At 66.5% G+C, this 16,474-nt stretch carries 13 protein-coding genes; 2 read left to right on the top strand and 11 right to left on the bottom strand.

Features of this window, described 5'->3' with window-relative positions; translation table 11 throughout:
- The first annotated feature begins 7 nt into the window (after window positions 1–7).
- Window positions 8–1,444 carry a trypsin-like peptidase domain-containing protein gene (locus E5P3_RS11705; RefSeq protein ID WP_232073097.1) on the top strand — a complete coding sequence of 479 codons (1,437 nt, stop codon included), beginning with the start codon at window positions 8–10 and terminating at the stop codon, window positions 1,442–1,444.
- On the opposite strand, the gene E5P3_RS11700 is transcribed toward E5P3_RS11705, so the two are convergent.
- The 8 genes from E5P3_RS11700 to E5P3_RS11665 all read right to left on the bottom strand — a co-directional run bounded on the left by E5P3_RS11700 (window position 1,413) and on the right by E5P3_RS11665 (window position 11,949).
- A complete protein-coding gene (locus E5P3_RS11700; protein ID WP_162586123.1) occupies window positions 1,413–2,327 on the bottom strand; it encodes an amidohydrolase family protein in 915 nt (304 codons plus the stop codon). The genes E5P3_RS11705 and E5P3_RS11700 overlap by 32 nt on opposite strands.
- A complete protein-coding gene (locus tag E5P3_RS11695; RefSeq protein WP_162586122.1) occupies window positions 2,324–3,322 on the bottom strand; it encodes a hydroxyacid dehydrogenase in 999 nt (332 codons plus the stop codon). Before E5P3_RS11695 ends, E5P3_RS11700 begins: the two co-directional genes overlap by 4 nt.
- On the bottom strand, window positions 3,319–4,413 hold the full coding sequence (locus tag E5P3_RS11690; RefSeq protein WP_162586121.1) for a LacI family DNA-binding transcriptional regulator: 1,095 nt from the start codon (window positions 4,411–4,413) through the stop codon (window positions 3,319–3,321). Before E5P3_RS11690 ends, E5P3_RS11695 begins: the two co-directional genes overlap by 4 nt.
- A gap of 18 nt (window positions 4,414–4,431) precedes the next feature.
- Window positions 4,432–6,303, bottom strand: coding sequence for a TRAP transporter large permease (locus tag E5P3_RS11685; RefSeq protein ID WP_162586120.1), 1,872 nt, complete (start codon window positions 6,301–6,303; stop codon window positions 4,432–4,434).
- A gap of 4 nt (window positions 6,304–6,307) precedes the next feature.
- Window positions 6,308–7,336 carry a TRAP transporter substrate-binding protein gene (locus E5P3_RS11680; RefSeq protein WP_162586119.1) on the bottom strand — a complete coding sequence of 343 codons (1,029 nt, stop codon included), beginning with the start codon at window positions 7,334–7,336 and terminating at the stop codon, window positions 6,308–6,310.
- 210 nt (window positions 7,337–7,546) lie between these two features.
- On the bottom strand, window positions 7,547–8,836 hold the full coding sequence (locus E5P3_RS11675; protein ID WP_162586118.1) for a porin: 1,290 nt from the start codon (window positions 8,834–8,836) through the stop codon (window positions 7,547–7,549).
- 118 nt (window positions 8,837–8,954) lie between these two features.
- A complete protein-coding gene (locus E5P3_RS11670; RefSeq protein ID WP_162586117.1) occupies window positions 8,955–10,976 on the bottom strand; it encodes a 4-oxalomesaconate tautomerase in 2,022 nt (673 codons plus the stop codon).
- 1 nt (window position 10,977) lies between these two features.
- Entirely contained in the window at window positions 10,978–11,949 is a 972-nt protein-coding gene (locus E5P3_RS11665; RefSeq protein WP_162586116.1) for a Bug family tripartite tricarboxylate transporter substrate binding protein, read from the bottom strand.
- A gap of 150 nt (window positions 11,950–12,099) precedes the next feature.
- On the opposite strand from E5P3_RS11665, the gene E5P3_RS11660 reads away from it, so the two are divergent.
- On the top strand, window positions 12,100–13,029 hold the full coding sequence (locus tag E5P3_RS11660) for a LysR family transcriptional regulator (RefSeq protein WP_162586115.1): 930 nt from the start codon (window positions 12,100–12,102) through the stop codon (window positions 13,027–13,029).
- A 4-nt stretch (window positions 13,030–13,033) separates the two neighbouring features.
- Here E5P3_RS11660 and E5P3_RS11655 read toward each other — a convergent pair whose 3' ends face one another.
- From E5P3_RS11655 to E5P3_RS11645, 3 genes are read right to left on the bottom strand one after another with little or no spacing between them, the layout of a single operon-like run.
- Window positions 13,034–14,380 (bottom strand): class-II fumarase/aspartase family protein, encoded by a 1,347-nt coding sequence (locus tag E5P3_RS11655; protein WP_162586114.1) that lies wholly within the window; start codon window positions 14,378–14,380, stop codon window positions 13,034–13,036.
- A 35-nt stretch (window positions 14,381–14,415) separates the two neighbouring features.
- Complete coding sequence (locus E5P3_RS11650) at window positions 14,416–15,243, bottom strand: HpcH/HpaI aldolase/citrate lyase family protein (protein WP_162586113.1); 828 nt, start codon at window positions 15,241–15,243, stop codon at window positions 14,416–14,418.
- Between the two features lie 10 nt (window positions 15,244–15,253).
- Window positions 15,254–16,444, bottom strand: a complete 1,191-nt coding sequence (locus E5P3_RS11645) for a CaiB/BaiF CoA transferase family protein (RefSeq protein WP_162586112.1) — start codon at window positions 16,442–16,444, stop codon at window positions 15,254–15,256.
- Window positions 16,445–16,474: the final 30 nt, after the last annotated feature.

Raw genomic sequence — 16,474 nt, 5'->3', positions numbered from 1 at the left:
GCGCTTCGTGCGACAGCCACGCCAACTTCTCTCGGCCCTCGCTTGTGCCTGCCTGATCTGCGGCTGCGGCATCAGCCCGGCCCAGGTTCCACCGGCAGGCAGCGAACCCTCCGCGCAGGCGGCGGTGGCTTTCTCGACGCTGGTCGCGAGCCGCAGCGCGACGGTGGTGGACATCAGCACCCTGCGCATCGGGCGCGATGAGAGCGAAGGCGAGATGGGCCTGGAGTTCGCGCCCGAGAACGATTTTGCCGACCGGCTTGCCTGGCCGCTTCCGGCCAGTGCCAGGATCAGCCAGATCCGGGATCTGGCCTCAGGGATCATCGTCTCGAGCGACGGGCTCATCCTCACCAGCGCGCACGTCGTCAGCCACGTCGACGAAGCGCAGGTCCGCCTGGACGACGGACGCCGATTCACGGCCCGGCTGGTCGGCAGCGATCGGCAGACCGATGTCGCGTTGCTGAAGATCGACGCCGAGGGGCTGCCTGTCGCGGTCATCGGCGATTCGTCGCAGCTGTTGCCCGGCGACTGGGTGGCAGCGATCGGCGCGCCGTTCGGATTTCATGGAAGCGTCACCACCGGCGTGGTGAGTGCGAAGGATCGACTCATCGCCGGCGCCGGGGAGATCCCGTTCATCCAGACCGATGTCGCCATCAATCCCGGCAGTTCGGGCAGCCCGCTGTTCAACAGCCGAGGCGAAGTGGTGGCGATCAATTCAATGATCTACAGCGGCAGTGGCGGCTACATGGGCCTGTCGTTCGCCGTGCCGATCAACCTGGCCATGCAGATCTCGAAGCAGCTGCGCGCCACCGGCGCCGTGCGCCGGGCGCGCCTGGGTGCCGAGTTCCAGGAGATGACGCCCTTGCTGGCGGAGTCGTTCGGTCTCGCCCTGCCCGCCGGCGCGCTGGTCGTGAACGTGGAGGCGGATAGTCCGGCCCGGCGCGCGGGGCTGGCAGCCGGCGACATCGTGACGGCCATCGACGGCGCGCGCTTCTCGCACTTCTCCGAGTTGCTGCAGCAAGTCGCCGGGCATACACCCGGCACGCGCAGCCGCCTCGAGCTCTGGCGCCGTGGCGAGACGCACACGATCTGGGTCACCCTTTCCGAGCAGCCGGGCGCGCGATTTCCCTCGCCCGGCAACACCGAACCCGAATGGAACGATGGTCTCGGCCTGAGTCTCGGAGAGCTCTCCGCCGCAACGCGCCAGCAGCTTCGCATCGACGCCGGGTTGCTGGTGCGCGAATCAAGCGGGCTCGCCCGCAGCGAGGGCATCCGCGCGGGCGACCTGATCGTCGCCATCAATGACAAGCGCCTCGAACGCGTGGACGATTTCCGGCTCGCCCTGACGCATGTGACTGCGGGCCGGACCGTCGCATTGCTGGTCATGCGCGATCGCAGGCTGGCCTATGTGCCGATCAGGATCTCCGCGCGGCCCGTATCCCACTGACCGGCCGGGGCCCAGGTTCCGCTTGAGCGCTTGCCGGACCATGGAAGCCTTCGGCCGATAAGAGCGGGAACCCATACAGCTCGGCCGGATTGTCCACCCGCAGCTTGCGCCGCACCGGCTCGCTGTCGAAGAGCGCCAACGCCCAGTCCAGCAAGGCTGCGTTGGAGGGCTCCGGCTTGACGTTGGGATGCGGCCAGTTGCTGGCCCAGACGCAGCGCTCGGGATAGCGTTGGGCCAGCAGCCGCGCGAGCGGCACGGCGTCGCCGTACGCGGGCGGGCCGCTTTTCGAGGTCTCGTAGGGCGCGGCCAGCTTGATCCAGCAGTTGCCCTTGTCGAGCAAGCGGCACAGTGCGCCGACAGCCTCGCCGTCAAGCGGCGTCGGACCGAGAAACTTGCCGATATGGTCGATGACCAGGCGGCCCGGCACGCGCTCGAGCATCGCCATGCGCTGCGGCAGCTCGCGGCCGTCGAGCTGCAGGTTGATGTTCCAGGAGAGCGGTGCGATCCGCGCGGCCATGTCCTCCAAACCGGACCAGGGCAGGAGGCCACCCGCCAGCATCATGAAGCGCACGCCGCGGATACCGGCCCGGTGCAGGCGCTCGAGCTCGTCGTCGGCGACGTCGAGCGGCACCACCGCGATGCCGCGCGCCTCGGGGCCCAATTGCTCCAGCGCCGACAGGGTGCAGCGGTTGTCGAAGCCATAGCCCGTGGGCTGGACCACGATGGTGCGGGTGAGGCCGAGCGCCCGCCGCACTTCGCGGTAGGCCGAGGCCGGTGCATGCGGCGGCTTGAAGGTTGCGGTGGGCGCGAGCGGCCAGGCGTCTTCGTAGATGTGGACGTGGCAATCGCAGGCGCCGGCGTAGGCAATGGGAGGAGTCGTCATGCGGCAAGCCTCCAATGGGCCATCCGCGTGGCATGCGCCGCATTCACGGCGCCGGGGGGCATCTCGCCGCGCATCAGTGCGGCCATCTGCGACACGGTCTCGAGCGCCTGGTGCTCCACTGCCGGCAGCGTGAGCCCGCCGATGTGCGGTGTGGCGACAACGCGTGGATGGCGTGCGAGCGCCGGCGTGGGCATCTGGTCGGGCGCGCGTCCGACGTCGAGCGCGGCGCCACCCAGGTGGCCGGATTCGAGCGCGGCGAGCAGCGCCTCGTCGTCGACAAGCTCGCCGCGGGCCGCATTGATGAAGAAGGCGCCGGGCTGCATGGCCGCGAAGGCCTCGGCGTTCATGAGCTTCTCGGTCTGCGTGCTGGCCGGCGCCAGGCAGACGACGAAGTCGGACTGCGCCAGGAGCGCCGGCAGCGCCACCTGCTCGCACATCGCCTGCCGCGCGATCGGCTGGGGATCGTTGATCAGCAAACGCATGCCGAAGGCCTGCGCGAGGTCGCCCAGGTAACGGCCGATCGCGCCGAAGCCGATGATGCCCAGCGTCGACGCGCGCAGCTGCCGGCCCATGAAGGGTGACGGCGGTTCGCCGCGATGATAGGCATGGGTGTAGCGGCCTATGCCGCGCGCGAGATCCACCATCGCGGCGACGATCCACTCGGCCACCGCCGGCACGAAGCCCGGGCTGGCCTGCGTCACCAGCACGCCGTGGCGGCTCGCGGCCTCGACGTCGACGGTGCGGATGTCGACCGCGCAGCGCACGAAGGCGGCGAGCCGCGGCAAGTCGCGAAAGAGCGATTCGGGGCCGGGCGTCTGGCGGTAGGCGATCAGCGCATCGCAGCCCTGCGCCGCGGCCACCAGCTCGGGTGTCGAGAGCTCGCGCGCCTCGGGATTGAAGCGCACTTCGGCGATCGCCTCCAGCGCCTGGGTGGCCTTGGGGCCGAAGTACTGCGCCAGCTTGTCGGCCGGGTGTGTCACGAAAACGGTCGTCATGGGGCTGCCTTCTCGGGCTTGGTTCTTCTTGCGTTGCGATGCTGGCTGGCCGCGGGCGGCGGCGCGACGGACTCGCGTTCGATCAGTCGCACGCCGGTGAAGACCTGCGCGTGCTCGTCCTCGCCGGCCACGCCCGGGTGCTGCATCACGCGCTCGACCATGGCGCGGGCCATCTCGCGCACCGGCAGCTGCACCGTCGTCAGCATCGGGTTCGACACGGTCGCGAGGAACAGGCCGTCGATGCCCACCACCGAAACATCGCCCGGCACGCGCAGGCCGGCTTCGCGCAGGCCCGCCATCAACCCCAGCGCCATCAGGTCGTTGAGGGCAACGATGCCGGTCGGATGCTCGGGCAGGCCCGCGATCTGCAGCGCGGTCGCGCGGCCGACCTCGGCGATCACCGAGTCGCCGTACTCGTTGAGCGCGCCGCCATCCAGCACCTGTGCGCTGGCACGCAGGCCCGCGGCCTCGGCGGCGGCGAAGAAGCCGTCGATCTTGGCGCTGCGGCTCATGGTCATCCCGGCCACGGTGGCGAAGGCCAGGCGCCGGTGGCCCTTGTCGATCAGGTGCTGCGTGGCCAGGCGCGCGGCCTCGAAGTTGTCGGGCATCACGTGGCCCACCTTCGACGGCTTGCCGGGCGTCGCGCCACGGTCGTAGCTCACCACCGCCATGCCGCGCTCCACCGCCGATTCGAAGTGACGCTCGTCAGCCAGCGAGGAGATCACGATCACGCGCCGCACGCCGTGCGCCAGCAGGTCCTCGAAGAAGGCGCTCTCCTTCTCCCGGTCGCGGTAGGTGCTGCCGATCAGCAGGCGATAGCCGAAGCGCTCCTGCGCGATGCTCTCGATCTCGCGCGCGATGTAGCCGTACATCGGGTTCGCCATCGACGGCACCAGGAGGCCGAGCAGCGGCGTCTGTCCGGTCTTCAGCTGCTGGGCCAGCTTGCTGGGCCGGAACTGCAGCGCCTGGATCGACGCCTCGACGCGCGCCAGGGTTTCCGAACGCATGCGGTCGGTTCGGCCGTTGAGCACGTTGGACACGGTGCTGACCGACACGGCGGCATGGCGGGCGACATCCTGAATGGTGGTCATCGAATACGGTGTTGCCGGCTACAACCCGAGCCGGTTCGGAAGCCACAGGGAGAACGACGGGACGAGCACCAGCACGACCAGCGTCACCAGGAGCACTGCCAGGTATTTCATCATGGGTCGCGCCACGTTCTTCACCTCGGTGCCGGTGATCGCGCAGGTGGCGAACAAGCCGAGCCCGATCGGCGGCGCGAACAGCCCCAGGCCCATCGCGATCACCATCACGGTGCCGAAGTGCAGCGGGTTGATGCCGAGCTGCTGTGCGATCGGCGTCAGCAGCGGGCCGAAGATGATCAGCGCCGGCGCGCCTTCGAGCACCGCGCCGAAGACGATCATGATCGCCACCGACAGCAGGATGAACATCACGCTGCCGTACTGCTGCGCGAAGGCGATCATGGTGGTCGAGACCAGCTGCGGAATCTGCTCGATGGTGAGCGCGAAGGACACGCTGGATGCGGCCGCCACGATGAAGAGGATGCTGCCGGCCATCGAGGCCGAGCGCACGAACAGCTGCCCCATGGCGCGCGCGCTGAGCTCCCGGAAGGCCAGGCTGCCGACCACCAGCGCATAGACCACGGCGAAGGCCGAAACCTCGGTCGAGGTCGCCACGCCGGAGGTCACGCCCTTGCCGATCATGCCCACCATGACGATCGCGACCAGCGCACCGCCGAGCAGCTTGAAAAGCGGCGTGCGCTTCTCGAAGGCGTCGTCCGGATTGATCTTGCGCCCGACGATCACCGCCAGCACGCCCAGCGCGAGCGCCATCACGGCCGCGGGCACCAGGCCGGCCATGAAGAGGCCGGCAATGGAGATGTTGGCCACGAAGCCCATGATGATCATGTTGATGCACGGCGGAATGGTCTCGGCCATCACCGCCGTGCAGGCCAGGAGCCCCGCGGCTTCGTTCGGGTCCTGCTTGGTGCGGCGAACCGCCGGCATCACAATGCCGCCCACCGCGGCGATGTCGGCGAGCTTGGAGCCGGAGACGCCCGAGAAGAAGGCGGTCGCGGTGATGGTGATCAGCCCCAGGCCGCCGCGCACGCGGCCGAAGATGCGCAGCAGCAGCTCGATCAGGCGCGAGGACATGCCGTTCGATTCCATCAGCAGGCCGGCCAGCACGAAGAAGGGAATGGCCAGCAGCACGAAGTGGTCGGTGCCGGCCATGACCTGCTGCGAGTAGATCAGCATCGGCAGCGATGGATCGGAGAGAAAGTAGAGCAGCGCGGCGAAGGCCAGCACGAAGCCGATCGGCACGCCCAGCACCAGTCCGCCGATGAAGCCCACTGCCAGCAGCAAGCCGCTCGGGATGGCGTGCTGCGGCACCAGCGCGTTCCAGCCGAAGACCACGGCCGAGATCAGCACGCAGGCCGTCAACGTGCCGAGCACCACGCGGCGCGGGCCGTTGAGCGCATTGGCCAGGCCGAACAGCGTCATGAACAGGCTGCCGATCACCACCGGATACACGTAGAGCCATTGCGGCAGGCCGATCGAGGTGGTCTGCTCGTAGGTGTCGACGAGCAGCAGCGTCGACGAGACGAAAAGACTCGCGGACACGCCCGCGATGATCCAGTGGCTCACCTGCATCAGCGCCGGCTGCCAGTGCGCGGGCAGCAGGTGGCGGAACAGGTCGATGCCCACGTGCTGGCTGCGCGCGAGCACGGTGGCGGCGCCGAAGAAGACCAGCACGATCATCAGCGCGCGCGCGATCTCCTCGGCCCAGTCCACGGGGTCGTGCAGGAAGTAGCGGAACACGACCGAAAGGAAGACCACGACCACGTCGGCCGCCAGCACGACGGCCGACAGGATCTCGGTCCAGCGGTTCAGTGTCCGAAGCCACCCGCCCGAGACGGTGTCGTGGCGAAAGCCCAGCGAGCTTGCGGCGACCGCGGTCATGGCTTCAGACCCGCGCCGCGTTGACTGCGGCAAAGAGCGGCGCCGTCACCGGGTATTGCTTCGCGAAGTCGGCCCAGAGCTTGCTCTCCATCTCCTTGCGCACGGCCGCGCGATCGGCCGGGGCCATCGGGAAGAAGGTCATGCCCTTGCGCTGCAGTTCCTCGACCGCGGCCTTGCCCTTGTCGCTCGCGATGGTGCGCTGCTGGGCGGTCGCATCGTTGACGGCCTTCAGGAAGGCCGGGCGCAGGCTGGCGGGGATCTTGTCCATGCCGCGCTTGCCGATCACCACCACCATCGGGCTGAACAGGTGCTCGGTGAGCCAGCAGGACTTGACCACCTCGTTGAGCTTGCTGGCCAGCACGGTGGCCGCGTCGTGCTCGAAGCCGTCGACGACGCCGGTCTGCGCCGCCATGTAGAGCTCGCCGAAGGGGATGGGCGTGGGGATCGCGCCCATCAGTTTGAATGTCTCGATGAAGGCCGGCGTGGGGAGGACGCGCAGCTTGACGCCCTTGACCTCGGCGAGCGACTTGACCGGTGCCTTGGTGTAGACGCTGCGCGCGCCGAAGTGCGAGGCCCAGGTCAGGATGGAACAGCCCGAACGCTTCTGCAGCAGCTCATTGAGCGTCGTTCCCGTCGAGCCCTCGAGGGCCTTGCCGGCGTGCGCGTAGCTGTCGAACAGGTATCCCAGGTCGAGCATGCCGATCTCGGGCGAGATGGTGGCGAAGATGGAAGAGCCTGTCACCATCATGTCCACGGAGCCGACCTTGACCTGCTGCACCACGTCGCTTTCCTTGCCAAGCTGGTTGTTGGGGAAGTAGTCGATGCGGATGGCGTCGCCGACGGCAGCTTTCAGGTTGGCCTGCAGGCGCTGGCACCACACGTAGTGGGCCGCGTTGTCGTCCGCCAGCATCGAGGAGGAGAAGCGCAGCGCAACGGTCGATTGCGCGCGAACGAGGGCAGGAAATCCTGCGAGGGCGGCCAGCGATGCGGCAGCGCCCGCATGCACGAAGCGGCGGCGTGGGATCGAAACCATGCTTATGTCTCCAGACTTGTAACGAAGGAACGCACAGATCGGTGTATCGATTTACTGTACCGGTTTACTATATCGATATACAAGCTCCACGCAGATCAGGGTTTGCCCGTGCCGAGAGCGTCGGCTGCAGGCATGCCGAGCGTCATTCTTCCGTGATTGACCAGCACGATGGCGCTCAAGCCAGAGCCCCATCGTCTGCCACGCTTGACGTCAAAATGCGTGGCGCAGCCCGAAGTCGTAGCCCGTGGCGCTGCGCGGTGCCAAACCCGCCACGCCCGACCCCGTAGACAAGAAGGCTGGGCCCCCAAGTCCGACGGCCATGATTGCGGGATTGTTCTGTCCGTTCTTGATCCGGGCGCGCGCCACGGTTGCATAGAGCGCGGTCCGCTTCGACAGGTTGTGCACGTAGCCGAGCGCGAGTTTGTTCACCGACGCATCCCGATCCAGGGCCAGCAACGTCGGCGCGGCGGAGCCCAGGTCGTTCTTGAACTTGACGCGGGCGTATGAGGCCTTGAATACGCCAGCACCGACCGGGACCGTCATGCCGATCATGGCGCCGTTGTACTCGTCGTTGTCCGTCAAGGTGCGTCTGCCGGCGGTCGCGGGAGCAGTGGTGGTCTCCGCCTTGTCCTTGACTTGCGACAACTCGCCCATCAGCTTGATCACACCAAAATCGTAGGATGCTCCCAAGTTGATGGTGCGAATCTCTTCGGAAAGCCGGGTACCGGCCACGACTCCGGCCTCGCTGATCACCAAGGTGTCTGCGGCTTTACTCTGTCCATAGGCAAGCGCCACGTCGAGCGGGCCGCTTGCATAGCCAAATCGGCCGCCGTAGTAGCGTCCGCGTTGGGTACTGTCGGACAGGTAACTGTGTTTCACGTTCTCAGGCAGGGCGTACATGACCTGGCCATAGAAGCCGCCGAGGGTGCGGGGCAGAAAGTAACCCACGCTGTTGGATGCCCGGATCGCGTTGTCGTTTGCAGCGATGGCGGAGCCGGGGCCGCGCGCCGTGGCAATGTTGCCGCTTATGCTCTTGATGAGATTCTCGCCGACGCCCACGGCGCCCATTGGGTCGAACACGCTCTCGTTCCAGTAGCTCGGAACATAGTCTCGGCCAAGTCGGAGTTCGCCGAATCCGCCCGACAGGCTCACCGTCGCGCGGCGACTGAAGGAGGCCAAAGCGGTCGCGCCGCTGTCCTGGGTGATGCCTGACTCGAGCCAAAACCCCGCCGCCAGCCCGCCGCCCAGATCCTCGGTGCCGCGGAAGCCGACCCGACTCGACGAATTGGCGCCACTCGACAGGACAGTCTGCGAGCGCGTCACCTCCGTGAAGGCGAGCGCAGAGGCCGACGGGAGCGCCGACGTATTGTTGTAGAAGGCGCTTTTGACGCTGTAGTGACTGACAGCACTATCCGCGACGCCGAAAAGCGTCAAGGACGACTGCGCCGAAGCAGCGCCCGAAGCGGCGAGCGCCGCAAGGGTAATCAAGGACTTACGCATGGCAAGTGTCTCCAAGGGACGAACAAGGATTGCCGGCGCCTTGCAACGCCGGCGGTGGATGCGGCGACTTGCCGCAAGACGGTTCGGCGGCGAGTGCCGGTCTGGGTGATTCGGCCGATCAATCCGTCGCAAGCCGGATGTCTTGGGGGACGAGGCCGCCCTCGGCCACCACGTCCTGCCAACGACCGAACTCGTGCCGAACGCGTTCTCGCAGTGCAGAGGGGGGGCCGGCCTCGACGCTTGCACCTTGGCGTTCGAATCGAGCAACCACCTGCGGATTGGCAAGAACCTCGTTCAGGGCGCGGTTGACCTGCGCGATCACTGCCGGCGCGGTGCGTGCCGGGGCAAACAGACCGTACCACTGCGAGACATCGACCCCTTCGATGCCTGACTCCGACAGCGTAGGCACGGCAGGCAGCGCTTCGAGGCGCGCTGGAGCCGCGACGGCGAGGGCACGTAGCCGGCCGTCGAGGATGAAGGGATGTGCAGTGAACAGGCTCGGAAACATGACCTGCGCGAGACCATCGAGCGTGTCCACGATGGCGGGCGCTGCACCCTCATGGCTTCTGCCTTCCATCTTCGTGCCCGTATTGAGTTGAAACAGCTCCGCCGCGAAGTGTGGCGGCGTGCCGTCGCCGGCCGACGCGTACCTGATGCTGCCTGGCTCACCGCGCAAACGCTGCAGAAGGCTGCGAACGTCGTCGAAGCCGGCGTGTCGGTTGGCCACCATCAGGGTCGGCGACGATCCGATCAACCCGACCGGCTCGAAGTCTTTGACAGGGTGGTAGTCCAGCTTCTGGAGCGCAGGATTCATGGCGTGGGTGCCCACGTAGCCGAACATGAGGGTGTGGCCGTCCGGTTCCGCCCGGGCCACGTACTCGCTCGCGATGGCACCATTGGCGCCGGCTCGGTTGTCCACGAGAACTTCCTGGCCAAGCAGGGGCTTCAGTTCGGCCGCGATGATCCTGGCCATCGTGTCGTTGCCACCGCCGGCGCGCGTCGGCACGATGATCGTGATGGGTTTGCGCGGGAACGCGGCCGACCGAGGTGCAACGGCTTCAGGCCGCGTAAAGACATAGTCGGGCAACTGCATCTCGCCCTGCATGATCTTTCTGGCAGTACGCACCAGCGCCGCCGCTTTCACCGTCGCGTCGTCCGCCCTGCCCTCGAGCTCGACTTCCACGTCGATCTGCCCTGCGGGGTGCAAGAGGACCAGGTTGTGGCGGCCCGGCTCGCGCGCGGCGGCGCTGGCAACGGTGCCGGGGAGCGCAAACGCACTGAGAACGCCGATCGCACCGGTGACCGCATGCGATGCATGGCAGCGGCGCGGGGTGAAGTAGCGCGAAGTGATGCTGTCCGGCGAGTCGCCAGCGCTGACCAGCACCGGCTTGGGAATGACACTGCCTGAGACATCTCCCAGTCCCATCAGCAGGCCGGCCTGAAGACGCAAGGTTTCGAGCCGTTCCAGCAGTGCCGCATCTGAATCAAGCGCCGCTGGCCTCTCGCTGCCGGTGACGCCAAGGTCACGCGCGCGCACGATCATGAGCGGCATGGCCGCATCGATGCAGGTCACCTCGATGCCGTCGATCGTGTCGATACGCCGGCCGGTTGGAAAGACCTTGCCCGTCACTGCGCCCCATGCATCCAGGAAGTTCAGGAGGATCGGTGCAGCCGTACCGGCCACGCCATCGATGCGCGCGTCTCCCTCGTAGGTGACGCGCTTGCCGGGTGTCCTGACCGTGACGTCGATGCGCGATCGCGTGTTGACGTTGAAGACGCGTACCCGCGTGGTTCCGTCCTGCGCCTCGACCAGCCCCTGCTCGATCGCGAAGGGCGCGACGCCCGACAGCATGTTGCCGCAGTTCGGCCGCGTGTCGACGGAACGGTGCCCGACCCCCACCTGTGCGAACAGGTAGTCCAGGTCGCAGCCCGGTTCCTTCGAGCGCGAAACGATGGCGACCTTGCTGTTGAGGGTGCTGCCGCCGCCCACGCCGTCGAGTTGCAGCGGATCGGAGGCACCGATCGCGCCGATCAGCGCCTGGTCGCGCTCCTCGTCGTCGTCAGGCAGCCATTCCCGCAGGAAGAAGGGGCCGCGCGAAGTACCCGCACGCATCAGCACGCAGGGAATGGTCCTGCTCATCTCAGTCGGCCGAAAGCTTTGCAGCCTGGACCACCTTCTTCCACTTGACCTGCTCCTGCTGCACATACGTGCGCATTTGCTCGGAAGTCATGGTTTCAACCTCGGCGCCGTGGTCCTCCAGCTTCTTGACGACGCTCTTGTCGGCCAAAGCCGCATTGAGCACCTTGTTGAGTTGCTCGATCACGGGCTTCGGGGTCTTCGCCGGCGCGAAGATGCCGTACCACTGCGAGACATCCACGTTGTCGACGCCCTGCTCCTTGAGCGTCGGCACGTCCGGCATCTGCGGCGAGCGCTTGGTACCAGCCACGCCGATTGCCTTGAGCTTGCCTGCCTTGACGTAGGGCATGGCCGTGAAGAGGCTCGGGAACATCACCTGTGTCTGGCCACCGATGGTGTCGGTGATCGCAGGCGCCGACCCCTTGTACGGCACATGGAGCATGCTGGTGCCGGTCGAGAGCTTGAACATCTCCGCAGCGAAATGCGGCGCGGTCCCGTTGCCGGCAGACGCGTAGCTTGTCTTGTCGGGCGCGGCCTTCAGCGCGGCGACGAGCTCCTTGGCATTGCTCGCCTTCACTGAAGGGTTGACGACCATCAGCGTCGGGGAACTTCCGACCATGCCCACGGGCTCGAAATCCTTCACCGGGTCGTAGCGCAGCTTCTGCAGGGCGGGATTCATCGCATGCGTGGCGATATAGCCCAGCATCAGCGTGTAGCCATCCGGCGCGGCGCGCATGACGAACTCGCTGGCGATCGCGCCATTGGCGCCGGCCTTGTTATCGACGACGACCGGCTGCTTGAGCGCGGCCGACATCGCCTGGCCGATGACTCTCGCCATTGCGTCGTTGGCGCCGCCGGCGGCGGTCGGAACGACGATGGTGATCGATTTTTCAGGATAGGCGGCGAGCGCGCTGCTGCACGAGAGCACGGCCGCCGAGGCCAGGGCACACAGGACGGGTGCGTTACGAAACTGCATTGATGTCTCCGATAGTTGAAAGATTGGCATCCAGGTCGCTTCCTTGACCGTGGACGTATGGTCTTCGCTTCGACGCTTACTGTGAATTGCATGTTTAGGATCGATTGATGCACACTGTCGATCAGTCAAACATGTTGGCGGGACAAGACGATGGCCATCAACTTCAACCTCAACGACCTGCAGGCGTTCCGCGCCGTCGCCGAACTGAGCAACTTCCGCAAGGCGGCCGAAGCGCTGCACGTATCGCAACCCGCGTTCAGCCGGCGCATCGAGAAGCTGGAGGAAGCGCTCGGAGTGCGGCTGCTGGAGCGGACCACGCGGCGGGTGAGCCTGACGGCGGTCGGGCGCGATTTCGACCGGAAGGTGCAGCAGTTGCTTGACGATCTGGATCTCACGCTGCTGGGCATCCGCGGCGTGGCGGCAACGCGCATGGGCGAGGTCACCATCGCCTGCGTGCCGTCGACGGTCTACTACTTCGTGTCGCAGGTGATCTCGCGCTATCACGAGCGCTATCCGAAGGTTCGGGTCAAGGTCTTCGATGCGAGCGCCAACGAGGTGCTGGCCGCGGTCTCGGGCGGAGAGGCGGATTTCGGGCTGAACTTCATTGGGGGCCAGGAACCCGACATCGAGTTCAAGCCCCTGATGGAGGAGCGCTTCGTCGCCGCTTGCCGGCGCGACCATGCTCTCGCCGGCAAGCGCAGGGTGAGCTGGACGGAACTGGCGCAGTACGACTACATCTCGGTGAGCAAGGCGTCCGGAAACCGCCTGCTGCTGGACCAGGCGCTATCGGGTTTGCCGGGACGCCCGCAAGCGATCTACGAGGCGCAGCACGTCACGACGATGCTTGGGTTGGTCGAAGCCGGGCTCGGCGTCGCGGCAGTTCCCTCGATTGCCATGCCGGGCGCTGACCACCCGCTGCTGGTCAGCGTGCCGCTGGTCGAGCCGGTCGTCAGTCGCAAGGTGGGCTTGATCCGTCGCAAGGGTCGCACCCTCTCGCCGGCCGCCCTGCAGTTCTACGAGTTCTTCTCTGAGATGAAGGGCAGGCGCGTCCAGGCCAGAAGAAAGGACGCCACCGCTTGAAGGCTCAGCGACGTGCCGCCAGCACCCGATCGACCATCACGCCGGCCTGGCCGAGGTTGTTGACTGGGTCGCACATCGCGCCGAGCTGGGCGCGCGTGACGTGCTTGCTGATCTCCGGGTGCTCCGACAAGATCTCGATCAGCGGGCGATTCTTGCTGATCGCTTCGCGGCACAGGTCATACACGAGATCGTGCGCGTACTCGCGGCCAATGTAGGGGCCCAGCCCCATCATCACGGCTTCAGACATCACCAGGCCGTTGGTGAGGTCGATGTTGGCGCGCATGCGCGTGGCGTCGACCTCCAGGCCCTTGAGGATGAATTTGGTCTGCTTCAGCGCACCAGACATCAGGCAGAAGATCTCCGGCAAAGAGACCCACTCGATCTCCCAGGGACCGGTCGAGCGCTCGTGATCGGCCACCATCGCATCCATGAGCGCAGCGACGTGCTGGCGCGCCACGGAAATGTTGGCATGGATGTACAGGCAGGAGATCGGGTTGCGCTTCTGCGGCATGGTCGACGAGGAGCCGCGACCGGGCGCAAAAGGCTCGAACACCTCGGCCACTTCGGTCTGCATCATCAGCTTGACGTCCATCGCGATCTTGCCGAGCGAGCCGCCCACCAGTCCAAGGAAGGCACCGACCTCCGCGATGGTGTCGCGCACCGTGTGCCAGGAGATCAGCGGCTGGGCAAGGCCGAGTTCCTTCATCAGGCCGGCCTGGGTTTCCATCGCACCCTTCTCCAACGATGACAGCGTGCCCGACGCCCCGCCGAACTCCCCCATCAGCACCCGCGGCTTGAGCTGTTGCAGGCGCTCGCGGTGACGGTCGATGCCAGCCAGGATGCTTGCCATCTTGTAGCCGAAGGTGATCGGTGTGGCCTGCTGCAGGTTGGAACGGCCAATCACGGGCGTATCGCGGTACTTCTTTGCCAGCGCAGCCAGTGCTTCGCCGATCTCGTCCAGATCCTGCTCCACCAAAGCGAGGCCTTCGCGCATCTGCAGCACCGCGGCCGTATCGGTGATGTCCTGGGTGGTAGCGCCCCAGTGGCAGTACTCTCCCAGCTTGTCGCGGCAGTTGGCGTTGATCTGGTTGACGACCGCGATGATCGGGTAACCGATCTGCTCGGTCTTGGCCTTGAGCCTGTCCCAGTCGATCTGGGATAGCTCGCAGTTGCGGACGATCTCGTCCGCCGCATCCTTGGGGATGATGCCGAGTTCGCCCTGCACCTTGGCCAGCGCGCGTTCGATGTCGAGGTACTTGGCGGTCCGGTTCTCGTCAGACCACACGTCGCGCATGCGCGCGTCGCTGAACATGTCGCCGAAGATGCGCGAGTCGATGATGGTGGAGGCCATGGGGTTGATCTTTCTGGGCTGGAGTTGAGGGTGGATCAGACGCGGGCCAGGGCCAGCGTGCGTTGTGCCTGAAGGACCACGGGTCGATCGACCATGCGGCCATCGAGCCGCGCAGCGCCCGGGGACGCAGCATCGGCTGCAAGCACTCGCTGCGCCCACGCCAGTGCTTCTGCGGAGGGTCTCAGCGCCGTGTGAATGGGTTCGACCTGACTCGGATGAATGCACAGTTTGGCGCCAAAGCCCAGAGCGCGCGCCGAAGCCAGGTCGGCCAGAAGGCGCTTGCGATCGTCCAGCTGGGGCGTGACCCCGGCGACAGGCGCCGGCAGGCCTGCCACGCGCGAGGCAATCACGATACGGCCGGCCGCGTAGGCGAGACCCGAAGCGTCGTTTTCAATCTCGATGCCCAGGTCCAATGCAAAGTCCAGCGTGCCGAACACCAGGCGCGACACGCCCGCGGCCGCGACGGTGTCGACTCCGGCGACCCCGCGCGCACTTTCGATCAGCGCGAGAACGCTGGCCCCGGGCAGCGCGGTGAGCGTGGCCGCGACCTGCTGGGCAGACTCGGCCTTGGGCAGTAGGACGCTGCAGGCCCCGGCCTTGCGCAACGCCGCCAGGTCGTCGTCGAACCACGGCGACGCGGCATCGTTGATGCGCACCACGGTGCGCGACCGGTCGCCCGCGTTTGCGGAACGGAACCAGTCCGCGATTGCCTGGCGAGCAAGCGCCTTGTCGTCGGCTGCGACAGCGTCTTCGAGGTCCAGGATGACGGCATCCGCGCCGCTTGCCAGCGCCTTGCCGAAGCGTTCCGGCCGCGTGCCCGGCACGAAGAGGTAGGTGCGAGGGATACTGGAAGCCACGGACATGATGCCCACCTCAGACAGCCTTGGATGCGCGCAGCGCCTCGATCTCGGCCGCGCCGTAGCCCAGTTCGGCAAGGATTGCGTCGGTGTGCTGGCCGAGTGCAGGCACGGGGTCCATGCGCGGGCCCACGTCCCAGGTGCCTGGCGGCAGCATCGCGGGGAGCGGGCCCACCGGCGAGCCGACTTCGGTCCAACGCCGGCGTGCCTTCAGTTGCGGGTGGGCCCAGACATCATTCATGGTGTTGACCTGGGCATTGGCGATCTGCGCGAGTTCGAGCCGTTCGACCACCTGCGCCCTGGTCAGCGATGAGAAGGCTTCCACAATGATTCCGCGCAGCGCGTCGCGAGCGGCCACTCTCTTGAAGTTGGCTGTGAAGCGAGGATCGGCGGTCAGCGCCGGTCGCTGCAGCACCGTTTCGCAGAAACTGGCCCACTCGCGTTCATTCTGAAGGCCCAGCATGACCATGCTGCCGTCGCCCGTGGGGAACGGGCCATAGGGGTAGATCGTTGCATGGCTGGCGCCGGTTCGCGGAGGTGGTGCGGCACCTTCGAACGCGTAGTAGAGCGGATAGCTGGTCCATTCGGCGAGCGACTCCAGCATCGAGATGTCGATGCGCTGGCCCTTGCCGGTCTGGCCGCGCTGCAACAGCGCCGCGAGAATGCTGCTGTACGCGTACATGCCCGCAGCGATGTCGGCGATCGATGGACCGGCCTTGCAGGGCTCATCGGGCGTGCCCGTGACCGAGACGAACCCCGCCTCGCTCTGAATGAGGAGGTCGTAGGCCTTCTTGTCACGATACGGCCCGGGGTTGATGGGGTCGTCGCCATAGCCCGAGATGTCACACACGATCAACCCCGGCTTCGCGGCGGAAAGCTTGTCATACCCGAGGCCAAGGCGCGCAGCGGCGCCGGGAGCGAGGTTCTGTACGACGACATCTGCCTTCTCCACGACCAGGCGCTCCAGAATCGTGGCCGCCTCGGGATGCTTGACGTCGAGCGTCAGGCTTTCCTTGGAGCGGTTGGTCCAGACAAAGTGCGACGCGAGTCCGTGGACGCGCTCGTCATAGCCTCGGGCGAAATCGCCAGAACCCGGGCGTTCGATCTTGATGACGCGCGCGCCGAGGTCGGCGAGTTGGCGCGTGGCGAAAGGCGCTGCGATCGCGTGCTCCAGCGTGACGACCGTGAGGCCTTTGAGTGGCTGCATGTGTTGCTCGATCCGAAGGTGAGTGGGTTG

Source organism: Variovorax sp. RA8, assembly GCF_901827175.1.
In the GTDB taxonomy this organism is placed as follows: Bacteria; Pseudomonadota; Gammaproteobacteria; order Burkholderiales; family Burkholderiaceae_C; genus Variovorax.
The sequence above is the reverse complement of the archived record's forward strand: the minus strand, read 5'-3'. Positions and strand labels throughout refer to the sequence as shown.

Excerpts from the sequence above, each read along its gene's own strand:
- E5P3_RS11700 (WP_162586123.1), bottom strand. The coding sequence starts at position 2,327 with ATGACGACTCCTCCCATTGCCTACGCCGGCGCCTGCGATTGCCACGTC.
- E5P3_RS11695 (WP_162586122.1), bottom strand. The coding sequence starts at position 3,322 with ATGACGACCGTTTTCGTGACACACCCGGCCGACAAGCTGGCGCAGTAC.
- E5P3_RS11690 (WP_162586121.1), bottom strand. The coding sequence starts at position 4,413 with ATGACCACCATTCAGGATGTCGCCCGCCATGCCGCCGTGTCGGTCAGC.
- E5P3_RS11685 (WP_162586120.1), bottom strand. The coding sequence starts at position 6,303 with ATGACCGCGGTCGCCGCAAGCTCGCTGGGCTTTCGCCACGACACCGTC.
- E5P3_RS11680 (WP_162586119.1), bottom strand. The coding sequence starts at position 7,336 with ATGGTTTCGATCCCACGCCGCCGCTTCGTGCATGCGGGCGCTGCCGCA.
- E5P3_RS11675 (WP_162586118.1), bottom strand. The coding sequence starts at position 8,836 with ATGCGTAAGTCCTTGATTACCCTTGCGGCGCTCGCCGCTTCGGGCGCT.
- E5P3_RS11670 (WP_162586117.1), bottom strand. The coding sequence starts at position 10,976 with ATGAGCAGGACCATTCCCTGCGTGCTGATGCGTGCGGGTACTTCGCGC.
- E5P3_RS11665 (WP_162586116.1), bottom strand. The coding sequence starts at position 11,949 with ATGCAGTTTCGTAACGCACCCGTCCTGTGTGCCCTGGCCTCGGCGGCC.
- E5P3_RS11660 (WP_162586115.1), top strand. The coding sequence starts at position 12,100 with ATGGCCATCAACTTCAACCTCAACGACCTGCAGGCGTTCCGCGCCGTC.
- E5P3_RS11655 (WP_162586114.1), bottom strand. The coding sequence starts at position 14,380 with ATGGCCTCCACCATCATCGACTCGCGCATCTTCGGCGACATGTTCAGC.
- E5P3_RS11650 (WP_162586113.1), bottom strand. The coding sequence starts at position 15,243 with ATGTCCGTGGCTTCCAGTATCCCTCGCACCTACCTCTTCGTGCCGGGC.
- E5P3_RS11645 (WP_162586112.1), bottom strand. The coding sequence starts at position 16,444 with ATGCAGCCACTCAAAGGCCTCACGGTCGTCACGCTGGAGCACGCGATC.